Origin of the sequence: Paraburkholderia dipogonis (assembly GCF_042680985.1) — a bacterium.
GTDB classification, from domain to species: domain Bacteria; phylum Pseudomonadota; class Gammaproteobacteria; order Burkholderiales; family Burkholderiaceae; genus Paraburkholderia; species Paraburkholderia phytofirmans.
Map to the genome: position 1 here is coordinate 85653 of NZ_JBHUFR010000001.1, position 11829 is coordinate 97481.

The 11829-nt window shown below is 58.1% G+C and carries 8 protein-coding genes; 4 read left to right on the plus strand and 4 right to left on the minus strand.

The window, feature by feature from the left end:
• Window positions 1–159: 159 nt before the first annotated feature.
• The 3 genes from ACFSNN_RS00335 to ACFSNN_RS00345 all read left to right on the plus strand — a co-directional run bounded on the left by ACFSNN_RS00335 (window position 160) and on the right by ACFSNN_RS00345 (window position 7325).
• On the plus strand, window positions 160–3615 hold the full coding sequence (locus tag ACFSNN_RS00335; protein ID WP_134461520.1) for an AAA domain-containing protein: 3456 nt from the start codon (window positions 160–162) through the stop codon (window positions 3613–3615).
• Window positions 3612–5117 carry a hypothetical protein gene (locus tag ACFSNN_RS00340; protein ID WP_134461523.1) on the plus strand — a complete coding sequence of 502 codons (1506 nt, stop codon included), beginning with the start codon at window positions 3612–3614 and terminating at the stop codon, window positions 5115–5117. The genes ACFSNN_RS00335 and ACFSNN_RS00340 overlap by 4 nt, the downstream gene beginning before the upstream one ends.
• Before the next feature lie 195 nt (window positions 5118–5312).
• Window positions 5313–7325, plus strand: a complete 2013-nt coding sequence (locus ACFSNN_RS00345) for an ATP-binding protein (protein ID WP_377690018.1) — start codon at window positions 5313–5315, stop codon at window positions 7323–7325.
• A 334-nt stretch (window positions 7326–7659) separates the two neighbouring features.
• On the opposite strand, the gene ACFSNN_RS00350 is transcribed toward ACFSNN_RS00345, so the two are convergent.
• Together ACFSNN_RS00350 and ACFSNN_RS00355 are read right to left on the minus strand one after the other, a co-directional pair.
• Window positions 7660–8016 (minus strand): superinfection immunity protein, encoded by a 357-nt coding sequence (locus ACFSNN_RS00350; protein ID WP_134461529.1) that lies wholly within the window; start codon window positions 8014–8016, stop codon window positions 7660–7662.
• 43 nt (window positions 8017–8059) lie between these two features.
• On the minus strand, window positions 8060–8335 hold the full coding sequence (locus ACFSNN_RS00355) for a hypothetical protein (protein ID WP_134461532.1): 276 nt from the start codon (window positions 8333–8335) through the stop codon (window positions 8060–8062).
• Window positions 8336–9259: 924 nt separating this feature from the next.
• Between ACFSNN_RS00355 and ACFSNN_RS00360 the strand changes: the two genes are divergently transcribed.
• Window positions 9260–9445 carry a hypothetical protein gene (locus tag ACFSNN_RS00360; RefSeq protein WP_134461535.1) on the plus strand — a complete coding sequence of 62 codons (186 nt, stop codon included), beginning with the start codon at window positions 9260–9262 and terminating at the stop codon, window positions 9443–9445.
• A gap of 72 nt (window positions 9446–9517) precedes the next feature.
• Here ACFSNN_RS00360 and ACFSNN_RS00365 read toward each other — a convergent pair whose 3' ends face one another.
• Together ACFSNN_RS00365 and ACFSNN_RS00370 are read right to left on the minus strand one after the other, a co-directional pair.
• Window positions 9518–10765 (minus strand): ATP-binding protein, encoded by a 1248-nt coding sequence (locus ACFSNN_RS00365; RefSeq protein ID WP_134461538.1) that lies wholly within the window; start codon window positions 10763–10765, stop codon window positions 9518–9520.
• Complete coding sequence (locus tag ACFSNN_RS00370) at window positions 10749–11489, minus strand: response regulator (protein ID WP_134461541.1); 741 nt, start codon at window positions 11487–11489, stop codon at window positions 10749–10751. The genes ACFSNN_RS00365 and ACFSNN_RS00370 overlap by 17 nt, the downstream gene beginning before the upstream one ends.
• Window positions 11490–11829 lie beyond the last annotated feature (340 nt).

Consider the following 11829-nt stretch of genomic DNA (forward strand, 5'->3'; position numbering starts at 1 on the left):
TACGGTGATGACGCAGGCACAGAGGCCTTAGGTTTTATGCTTGGCGGCCGATAATATTCTGTACAGAACTAAACTTGGACGAAAAACCTCGTGCATCATGAGGTCGGCCCGAAAATTGGCCGGACTGCGATTTGAGAAAGCGCCCTGGAGACAAAAAGAATGAACCTGAGAAGCGAGAGCGAGCATGCCGCCCACGCAGACGACAGCTTTCCGATCCGGCACGGGATTGTGCTCGATCAAAAATATGATATCTCTGCTGACCGATCGGACGGGGGCATGTCAGCGGTTTTTCGCGCAACACAGATAACCGACCAGCGAGAGCTGGCGATAAAGGTGCCGTTAAACAGATCGGATTATGCGCGCGCGGCGCTCTCAGTCGAGCGAGAGGGGCGAGCGCTCGATGATCTCTCGCATCCAAACATTGTTCGGCTCGTCGACAGCGGAAACGTTTCTAACATCCCGTATCTGGTGCTCGAGTGGCTTCCGGGCGGTGATCTCGCAAAGCGCATCGAAGCACAAGGTCCGACAAGCTGGAGCGAGTTCTATGAAGAAATTGGTCGGCCGTTGTTACAAGCGCTGGCATATGCTCACCAACGGCACTGGGCTCACCGTGACCTAAAACCGCAGAACGTGCTCTTCGACGAGGACGGGACACCGAAGATCGTGGATTTCGGCATTGCTCGCAACACCACACAGCCTCAACTGGGCCTGACCTTTTCCCAGACGGGATCGCCCCCGTACACGCCCCCCGAGGCAGACGACGGTTATCAGTCAGACCAGAGGGATTTGTACTCCTGGGCGGCAATTGCCACATCTTGTTTGGCCGGCACAATATTTCATACGGCGGAGGATTTGCGTCTCGCACTGGAAAGTTTGCGTGATCTGTCGACGCCGAAATCTATCTTGCGCAAAGCGTTATCTGAATCACCGGATGGTCGACAAGAGACTATCTCGGTTCTTCTCGCAGACCTCGATTCTTACCACGCGGCCGCGATTTCCAAGTCGCAAGTTCCAATCGACGTCTTTCTGTGCCTTCAACCATCCAGTACCGCGTCACTAAAGGCCGAGTTTTCGAATTTAGACGAGAGACAGTGTGCATCCTATATTGTTGACGACCTCAATTCCAACTGGTCTGCCTTCAACGATCAGGACGGAGGATTCGTCCGCATAGTGGGCGCCACTTTGCGGATTCGTTGCAGGACTCGGGATAACGACTTGCTGGTCGAGGAATTGGCAATTCACACGCCCGATCGGGCAAGCGAACTGCGCGAGCAATACGCCACGGTGCCAGGAGTAACCTTCCGGGCTGACGCTGTTCGCGAATACAAGACGGCCCGTGATGGGCTGCGCACGTTCTTTAGCCGACTTGACGTAGTGGACAACGCGCGGGCTAATGAGGCGGAGCAGAAGAGGCGTGACTACTGGTTTGATTGTTGGGCGGATTTTCTGCGCGAGAAGGAGCGTCTCTACAAGTACAAGCAAAAAGAATTCCTTGCTCGTCGGATAGACGACGAAGAGGAATTTCTCATTGCAACAATCGAGGGTGATTTCGAAAGAGAGGAACTCGGTGCGTCGCTGGTATTGCAGACGGTCAGCGGTAGGCCCGTCATTTTTACAGTGGTTGATGTGGAGGCCGACCAGGTAACACTCTTTCTGCGGTCTGGAAGGAGAGGAGACGTTCCACGCGCAAATGCAGTGCTTCAGACCAACTTCGAGGCGGAGCGCAAGTCGCTTCAGAAGCAACGTGCGGCGCTTGAAGATATACGCGCGGGGAGAGCGGTCAGCCCGACAATCGGTGCCGTCCTGTCCGAGCCGGAGACTGCTACACCCCCTGAACCGGCCGGCCTTCAGTTTCCCGATCATCTGAGCTCGGACAAGCGACAGGTTTTGGACAAGGCAATGGAGGTAAGCAGCCTACTCGTCGTGAACGGTCCGCCGGGAACAGGTAAGACGACCTTGATTGCAGAGCTGATCAGCGCGTATCTGAAACGTTATCCCGACCGACGCATCCTCCTGTCGTCACAGACTCATGTCGCACTCGACCATATCATTGCAAAACTGGACGAGAAAAAGCTCGCGGACGAAGTGGTGCGTATCGTGTCATTTGGATCCGAGAATGCACACAAGGTAAATAAGTCTGTAGAGCGCCTCACGCTTGAGCGGAAAGTCAAAGACTGGTGCCTGAAGGCCGAAGCACGTTCCGAGCGTTTCATGGAAGCCTATGCTCAAGGAAAGGGCATAAACGCGTTCGAAGTAAAGGTCGAGTTATTGGGGCGCAGCTACCTGGAAACACGGAAGGCGCTCCGGACGCTCAACGAGAGACAAGAAAGTCTCAGAGACAAAAAACTGAAGATCGACGACCGACGGTTGGAGCAACTCGGGGAGGGACAGCTTCCGGACCCGCATGAGATTCTGCGCCAGACGGTGGATACGTTGGGCGAAGAGGACGAACTACAAACGAGCATTGATTCATTGGACGCGAGACTTGGTCGATTGGTCAATAGTCTCGACAGGCTCAATGGTTTTGGCGTCGATTTCAGGACGGCGGACGACAACGAACTCGAAGGGTTGCTCGATGGTCTTGTTACAGAAAATAGCGCCAGAAAAGATCTGTTGCCGCTCATGAAGCTTCATCTGGACTGGCTAAATCGGCTTGGTTCTGAACGCTCCTTTCATGGCGCTGTCCTTCGCGAGGCGCGGATTGTGGCGGGAACGTGTATCGGGTTGGGAAGCACGCCCGCCTTCCAGCAGGACGAGTACGATTTATGCGTTGTCGACGAGGCATCCAAGGCGACGGCAACTGAGACGCTTGTCCCAATGTCTCGAAGTCGACGAACAATCCTGGTCGGTGACCCCAAGCAGTTGCCACCATATATTGAGTCAGCATTGAACGAAAATGGTGAATCTCCCTTTTCAGACGATGCAAAGAAGAGCCTCTTATCCGTCCTTCTGTCCAGACTCCCGAGAGAGAGTGTCGAGGAGTTGGTGGAGCAGAGGCGCATGTGCAGCACAATCGGAGCATTGGTCAGTCAAGTTTTTTACGACAACAAACTCGTCAACGTACGCGATGACGATAAGCGAAATGCGGTGGTAGCGCGAATCTATCCGATGGCAGTAACGTGGCTGTCCACATCCAAGATGCCGAAACATGCGGAGACTGAGGCACCGGGCGGCACGTACGAAAATGTGGCTGAAGCGCACGAAATCATTGAACAATTGAAAGAGATATCCAGGCAAACGCGAAAAAGCAAGAAGGCGATAGAGGTGGCGGTCGTCGCAGCATATTCAGCTCAAGTCGCGCGGTTGCGTGACGACATCTCGCAGCAGATAGGACCTCACGCCGGTTTTACCGTGGAAGTGAATACCGTCGATGCGTTCCAGGGGAGAGAGGCGGATATCTGCCTCTACAGCGTCACGCGCTCAAACGACGAAAACAGAATTGGTTTTCAACGTGAGAAGGAACGCCTTAATGTCGCGTTGTCGCGAGCGAGGGATGCTCTGGTAGTTGTCGGAGATGCGACTTTCTGTCACCGCATCAAAGGACAGAACCATTTTCGGATGGTCATCGACTACATTCGCGCGAACCCGGACTTCTGCCTGCTGAAGGACATATGAGAGACCAAACTGAAATTGCAAAGCGTTTCGATTCAGTGACGGGGCATACCCTGGTCGACTATTTCATCCTGCATTTGCCAGTTCAACTTCTCGTTGTAGATATTATCGGTCTTGACCGCAGGCCAGTTCCGGCACCGACAGAATTCTGCCTTCGTGCAGTCGAAGCGGGCTTGGTGGAGGACGGAAATATATGCGAATTCCTTGGCGTTGACCTTGCGTATGGCAGACGGTTGCTGCGCGGTCTGTGTGACGGTGACTACCTTGGAACGGACGCCTTCGGCCAATATCTGTTGCTACGGCGCGGAAAGGAGTTGTTGCGACAGGGCGGGGAAGCGAGCCCATCGGATCGACGCATGTATGTGCTGTGGGATCCAATCCAGCGCGTCGTGCTCGACAGAACGCTGGTCTATACAAAACAGCGAGCCGGTCCAGATGGACTGATGGCGCCGGTACCCAATGCATTTGCGAGGCCGCTGACTGAAGAACTCGCCGTCGGTGACATTAACAAGCTTCGGGCTGCCAGTAGCTCCGTTGGTGATCTCGGGGCCTCCAGCTTCGAAGTGCTCCGTGTAACGGGTATTCACAAATCCTTTGGCAGATACCGACAGTCTGTGGCGTTGATATTCGCCGGGCCCGATGGTGAGCAGACGTTTCGCCTCGCTATCAACGGCTCAATCGACAACGACCTTACCGCCACCTGCGCGAAGATTGGCCTGCCAAAGCTGATTGGGGTCGATCGAGCGATGGCGAACAAGCCAGGCGTGCAGGCAGTCCGAAAACGCTACCGTGAGCTGATTTGTGGAAACGGCCAAGGCCCGAACGTCGCAAGTCTTGTCCAGCGTAGAAGTATTCTGTTGCTGAATCTACGTGGAGTAAACTCGCGCCTTGCGGAAGAGCGGGTCGACTCGTTGTTAGCAAAGAAGATTGAATACGAGATCGAGCTTAACGGGCTCGAACAGGAGCTTGATCGCTTGCCCGTTGTCCCTGTCCGTTGCCATGAGATGGAGTATTACCTCTTTCAGGCGCTTGAAAAGGCGACGCGTTCGATAACAATCACCACGACGAATCCGTCAGCGGCAAAGATTGATGGTGACGTAATAAAGCGTCTCCGTTCATGCCTTGCGCAAGGAGTACACATCAGTATTTACATTTCGGATCGCATTGGCGAGAACGACCCGACGCTGGCTATTTTTGACAAGCTCTCGCGACAGGGGCCGCTCTCGGTTCAATTTCTTCAAAACGACGTTCGGTCAGTTTTCGAGGTGGAATGGGACGAAGGGCACGTGGTTTTTTCCAATGAACCGTCATTTGGGCAACGGCGCCGGCCGATAACTCCCCGAGAGTTTTCCGGCTTCTACGTTTCTGATGGGCAGGCGGTCGCTCGCTATCGCGCCGCCTACTTGAGTTTCGAGCCGAAAGACTTCCTTGTTAGGTTACGCCCAGTTGTGTCAAATTCGGCCGGGATAGTGACACCAAAGAGGAGGGCGCGCGCGGTCAAATAGCCGTCACCATCGCCACGGAACTGCACTACGCGCTGGCCGAACGTTGTGAAGGATCGCAGGTGACCGGCGCATCGCTGCTGGGACGCACGAAGCAGCACATTGAGGCCGCGATGGCGTAAAGGGCTTGACGGTCCACCGGCGGTAGAATGTACTGTTGCAAGCTGCGCGGCGACAAACAACAGAACGGGAGAGGGCATGGCGGTGGAACAGTATCCGGTCGAGGTGCAATCGGACTTCCTGGAGAAAATTACCCGCGCCCGCCCCGTCCCTGCATTGGCGGAGCTGATCTGGAACGCATTCGACGCCGATGCGAAGACCGTTGAAGTGTCGTTCGAGTACAACGACCTCGGGTCGCTGGACGCGATTGTGGTCAACGACAACGGCGAAGGGATTCCGCGCGTGGACGCTGCCGGCTTTTTCCGGTTCCTCGGCGGTTCGTGGAAAAAGTCCAAAACGCAGACCGCGTCGGGGCGGTTTCTCCATGGGAAGGAGGGGCGCGGGCGCTTCAAAGCTTTCGCACTCGGCAACGTCGCCGAATGGGCTGTGGTCTACCAGCGTGACGGCAAGTGCTGGTCGTACACCATCCGCATGACCGCGATCGACATGCGGCACGTCAACGTCAGCGACGAGACGGAGATCGAAGGCGACCCGCAAACGGGCGTCACGCTCACGATCCGCGAACCCATCAAGGAGTTCCGTACCTTCACGTCCGACGAGGGACGTCAAGAGTTGACCGAAGTCTTCGCGATCTACTTGGCAGACTACGAAGAGAGCGCCAAGATCGTGCTCGACGGCCGAGCGATTGACCCGGCGGCGGCGATCGCCCACCGCAAGTCTTTCCCACTGAGCGATGTGGAGATCGACGGCAAGGTACACTGGGTGCGCTTACAGGTGGTCGAGTGGAAAACCGCGGGCAACCGCGCGCTCTACCTTTGCAACCAGCAGCGGTTCCCGTTGGTGCAGGTCGATCGGCGTTTCCACATCGGACCGTTCCAGTTTTCCGGCTACCTGTCTTCGCCATACTTCGATGTGGCACAGAAGGAGGGCACGGTCGATCTGGCGGAAATGCAGCCCGCGATCATCGATGCGATCACTGAGGCTCAGCAGACGATCAAGGACCACTTCCGGACGCGCTCCGCGGAGGAAGCCCGCACGGTGGTCGAGGAGTGGAAGGACGAAGAGGTCTACCCGTTCTCGGGCGATCCCGTGACGCCTGTCGAGAAGGTCGAGCGTCAGGTGTTCGACATCGTGGCGGTCAACGTCGCGCGCCATCTGCCGGATTTCCGCACCACGCAGAGCAAGAGCAAGGCGTTCCAACTCAGGATGTTGCGGCAGGCAATCGAGCGCAGCCCCGAAGACTTGCAGGTCATTCTGGACGAGGTGCTACGCCTGCCCAAGCGGCAGCGCGAAGAACTGGCACAACTGCTGCGGGACACATCCCTGTCGTCGATCATTGGTGCCGCCAAGGTCGTGGCCGACCGCTTGAAGTTTCTGACGGGCCTGGAAGCGGTGCTCTTCGATCCCGAACCGAAGAAGCGGTTGAAGGAGCGGTCACAGTTGCATCGGATCATCGCGCAGAACTGCTGGCTTTTCGGGGAGGAGTTCGGCCTGTCCGTGGACGACCAATCGCTCACGCAGGTGCTGATCGCGCACAAGAAAGCGCTGGACCCAAAGATCGTGATCGACGAACCCGTCAAGCACATCTCGCAGACGCGCGGCATCGTCGATCTGATGCTGTCGAAAGCGACGAAGCAACATCGTGCCAACCAGTTGTCACACCTCGTCGTCGAACTCAAAGCCCCGAAGGTGGACATTGGTTCAGACGAGGTGACGCAGATACAGGGCTACGCGTTCTCCGTCATGGCCGACTCTCGGTTCGCCAAGGTCGGCGTGACGTGGAACTTTTGGGCAATCAGCGACAAGCTCGCGCCCTATACCGAGCAACTGGTGAAGGACGAAACCGGCCTGATCCTCGAAAAGCCGAACGTCAACATCTACGCGAAAACTTGGGGGCAGGTCCTCGACGAAAACCGTGCACGGTTGAAGTTTTTTCAGGACCACCTAGACGTTCAGGTCGATCGCGACGCTTCGCTCAAATACCTGCAACAACGCTACGCAGCTTACTTGGAGGGCGTATTTGAGGTCGATGATTCTGAGACGGAAGCCGAGGCAGATGCCGAGCCTGAAGCCGACGCCACGTCCGCCTAAGGAAGAGAACAGTCTCCCGCCTTACCTAGCTAAGCCGGGCGAATCCAAGCATCCTTGCGGACCACCTCCGAACACAATAAGGCCCCATTTGAGCCGTGCCGCGCAAACCGTTATGCACCATGGACGGTCGCCACTTTTTGTCTCGATTTCCGGCCTAAATGCGTATGATTCTGCAAACGCTCAGTACTTTCTTATACAGACGGGAGCCTCTGCTGGCTCCAATCCCTTGCAATGTCCGGGTGTCAACATCGGAACTTTATTGTCTCGTGATACGAACTGTCGATACCCCGACACCTTGCGATCATCCGACAACGCCACGCAACCAGCAGCCGAGCTAAATTTTCCGCCGACTACTGCTCGCCGCAATGCGTGCAACGATCGGCACCACACGCGGATTTAACGCTGGGATCGAACTACCACGACACTCAGCCCGAGTGACGATTGAATCGATAGTGACTCGCGCCACTGCGCGTTGCGCCCGCTTCGCGAAATGCTTCAGACGGCGATCGGTCACAGGATGCCGCGCCCAGATCAGCGCCGCGAACCAACCGATCACCGTCCATCCGAGCAGGATGTTCACCATGGTCACCGCAAAGGCGTCTTTCCGTTCTCTGGCGTCCGCAATCATCGCGGGCGCCAGATACAGCATTAGCGCACCCAGAACCGCTGCACCTTCGATAGTCTTCAACATTTCGACACCTCGCTACCGCTTTGCTACGCACACGACCTTCAGATTAGTGACCTGCGTACACGCGGGCAAAAGACTGGTCCGGTTGACGGCTGCCGGATTCCGAGGACGACGTCACGACGCCACCGTACGCACTATTGACTGAACCGACTGCGTCGTTGCGTTCTGCCGCGACGGTTTGCGCGCTTTGGCCGCGCTGCGAAGCCGGGGCGCCAACCGACGGACGATACGAAGGTGCCGGACCGTAGCCGCTAGCAAATGCGGGAGCAGCGAAAGCGGTGGTAGCTGCGACGAGCAACGCTGCAAGAAGTTTGCTTTTCATGATGAACCTCCAATGCGATTTTTTTAGGAGCATCGCGAATCTGGTGAGATGCGCGCTGCTGACAAGACGCAGTTTAGATGGCGCCTATCTTTTTTCTATGCCGATAGCGTGAAATCACAGTTGCTACAAACCGAACAATGGGACGGAGGGAGGCCTGTGGCCGGTCTCCGGTCATCGCGGCATTGAGAAAGGCCGGTTACGAATGTTTTGCGGGTGGCCGAAAAATCGCGAAATGTCATCAGGTATCGACAAGTCTTTGCTGGTGTTGGTCGCTCGTTGAGGTGAGCCGTTCCAGGATGGTGAGGAATTCCAGGAGATAGCGCCGCACGGTGAATGGTGAGGAATTCCAGGAGATCACTTCATGACGTTCAACGGTGAAGATTTCCAGGAGACAAACTGCTCAAACTTGCAGACAGGTGAGCAGTCCCAGGAGCGAGAGCCGCACCTCAATCACAAACAAAAGACGTCAAGGTGAGCCGTTCCAGGAGAAAACCCGGCAAAGGTGAGCGATTCCAGGAGGTGAGTCATCGTCGCGCTGAATTCGCACCGAAGATAAGGTGAGGATTTCCAGGGAGTTCGATTCATAGCGCCAACGGTGAAGCACCAAGCACTCAAGCACCTCACCTCGAAGGCATCTACGCAGTGCCGATGCTGCTCATCTGCTTACATCCTCTTCCATATGCAAACAAAGCGTGAACGCATCAGCTCGGCCGCGCAACGCTGCAAAAAGCCGCGTCGCTCGCGCCGTCGGGGGACACGCTCGCTCACACCTTTCGCGGCAGGCGCTATTCACCACCGAGCTTGTAACGGCTTCGTAAAACATGATCTTTCGCGGGTTGATAAGTTGCGCATGACACGCAACGCCGCCACTCCAAACACGGACGACGACGTGACGTGACCATAGACTCGTCGAAGGGAGAAAGCATGAAGAAGTTATTGGCAATCGCGACGCTGGCCGCCTTGAGCGCAACTTTGAGCGGATGCTGGTGGGGACCGCCGCCGGGTTGGGGCGGCGGCGGTCCGGGGCACGGTAGTCCCGGCGGCGGCCCCGGTGGGGGAGATGGGCCTCATGGCGCGATCGTCGCTCCCGGCAACGCCGCTCAAGCCTGACCGATACACGCCGCGCGTGAGTTCACGCGCGGCAATCGTACGAACAGCTCATCGACGCAATTGCGCAAGCAACTACGCCGGAAACGTCATCGACACCACGAAGCCGCCGCCGGCCGCATTATCCGCGTGAAAAGCGCCGCTGTTATAGCGCACCAGACGCCGAACGATCGCGAGGCCCAAGCCACAATGCGCATCGCCGCTGCGTGCTTCGTCGAGTCGCACGAAGGGCTGCAGCGCGCGGTCGAGCTGACCGCTGGGAATGCCGCCGCCGTGATCGCGCACCTCGAGCGTAAAGCGGCCGTCATGTCGTGACGTCGAGATTTCCACCGGCGGTTCGCCATAGGTGAGCGCGTTCTCGATCAGGTTAGTCAGAATCCGGTCGAGGTCGACGAGCGGTAGCTCGAAGCCCTCGCCGGCGTGCAGATTCAGACGCACGAGTGCATCGTCGGCGAGACTGTCGCCGTAATGACGGCGGCAATGCGCGTCGACATTGGTGCGCGGCGAGGAGTCCGCGGTTTCGCGCGCAAAATCCAGAAACTGCGTGACGATGCGCGACAACGACTCCGCATCGCGCAAAAAGCCGCGACGGTTCGCTTCGTCGGGCAGCAGGTCCGCGCGCACCTGCATGCGCGTAATCGGCGCGCGCAGATCGTGCGCCACGCCCGCGAGCATCACCGCGCGTTCCTGGCCGGCCTGCGCGAGCTCATGCACCATCTGATTGAAGTCGCCTATCAATTCCTTCAACTCGCGCGGACCGCTCGCCTCGACGACCGGCGCGCGATGGTCGATGCGGAATTCGCGCGCCGCAAGCGCGAGCCGACGCAATGGCCGCTGCAAATGCCAGGCGCCAACCAACGCGATGATCACGGCGAGCACCAGCATCGTTGCCGATGCGCCGAGAAAGCGCCGTGCCGGGAGCATCGAATTTTGCAGTTTGAGCCAGTCCGGGTAGCCGGCGTAGTGCACCCACACCGTGCCGTCATCGGCGTCGGCCACCACCTGGCTGCCGGGCGGCAACTTCGCGCGCAGGTCGCGTTCAAATGGACCCGACGTGTTCTCACATGGCGCGGGACAGCCCGCAGCGATCACATCGCCCGCCTTGACATACGACACGCCGAGTATCGCCGCGACGTGCGAAGCGGCCAGCGCGCCGTCGTGTTCGGCCTGCACCGCCAGAAGCAGCGCCTGCCGCGCGTGCCCCGTATCGATCTGCCCGCGCTCACGGTCCACCAGCAGTAGAGCGGTGATGTGCACTAGCACGATCAGGCTCACCGTCATCAACGAGAGCCGGCCAAACAGTGTGTTAAAGGGATTGGTCATCGTCACTGCCGCCAGGCACGAACATGTAGCCGGTGCCGCGTATGGTCTGAATCAGGCGCGGATTGGCCGGATCCTCTTCGAGCAGACGACGCAGGCGCCACACCGGCACGTCGATACCGCGTTCGGTCACGTCCGAATACGGACCGTGCAGCAGATCGACGAGTTTCGAGCGCGACAGCGTTTCCATTGGATGCAAGGCGAGCACTTCAAGCAACGCGTATTCACTACCGGTCAGCTTGAGCGGCTCGTCGTCGCGAAACAACGTACGGCTCGCGAAATCGAGTCGGAAGCGGCCGAAGCGCAACGCCTCGCGCTTCTCGACCGGCGCCGCAGCGGCGGGCGCCGGTTGCGCATGCCGGCGCAGCACGGCATGAATGCGTGCGAGCAATTCCTGCGGCATGAACGGCTTGCCGAGATAGTCGTCGGCGCCGAGTTCGAGACCGACCACGCGATCCACGCCGTCGGCGCGCGCGGTCAGCATGATCACGGGAATCGTGTCGCCGTTGGCGCGCAATTGCTTGAGCGCGCTGAGTCCGTCGATGCCCGGCATCATCAGATCGAGCACGATGATGGACGGCCGCTCGCGTTCGAGCCGGCGAGCCAGATGATTGGCGTCGTGCAGTACCGACATCTCGATGCCGCGCTGCTGGAAGAAGGTGCGGAGCAGGTCGCGAAGGTCGGCGTCGTCGTCGACCAGTAAAACCTGGATGGGCGTGTCTGACATGGCTGGGCCCTGATCGATGAGGACATTTGACTGACGGCGTTTGCGCGCGCCTGTCACTCGTCGAAATATATCGAATCGCGCGGCGCCGGCGGTTTCGGGTTCTTAACCGCGCTTACAGTTTATTACGGCAGCGGCGCCAGTTCGAGTGGCCGGCGCGAACTGGTGCGTCCCTTCAAGCCTCTTCACGCGATTACTCCTCACTGCGTTACACGCCGTAATCCCTGTCTAAGCCACCGTAAGACGCTGCTCTCTATGCTGAGCCCCATCTTGCCGCCGGCGCGGCGCTGCGTGGGCTCTTTCGCGAGCGAACGGCGCATGCCGGACGGCCCTTGGTCGAATC

Coding starts and splice junctions, on each gene's coding strand:
- ACFSNN_RS00335 (WP_134461520.1), top strand. CDS start 160: ATGAACCTGAGAAGCGAGAGCGAGCATGCCGCCCACGCAGACGACAGC.
- ACFSNN_RS00340 (WP_134461523.1), top strand. CDS start 3,612: ATGAGAGACCAAACTGAAATTGCAAAGCGTTTCGATTCAGTGACGGGG.
- ACFSNN_RS00345 (WP_377690018.1), top strand. CDS start 5,313: ATGGCGGTGGAACAGTATCCGGTCGAGGTGCAATCGGACTTCCTGGAG.
- ACFSNN_RS00350 (WP_134461529.1), bottom strand. CDS start 8,016: ATGTTGAAGACTATCGAAGGTGCAGCGGTTCTGGGTGCGCTAATGCTG.
- ACFSNN_RS00355 (WP_134461532.1), bottom strand. CDS start 8,335: ATGAAAAGCAAACTTCTTGCAGCGTTGCTCGTCGCAGCTACCACCGCT.
- ACFSNN_RS00360 (WP_134461535.1), top strand. CDS start 9,260: ATGAAGAAGTTATTGGCAATCGCGACGCTGGCCGCCTTGAGCGCAACT.
- ACFSNN_RS00365 (WP_134461538.1), bottom strand. CDS start 10,765: ATGACCAATCCCTTTAACACACTGTTTGGCCGGCTCTCGTTGATGACG.
- ACFSNN_RS00370 (WP_134461541.1), bottom strand. CDS start 11,489: ATGTCAGACACGCCCATCCAGGTTTTACTGGTCGACGACGACGCCGAC.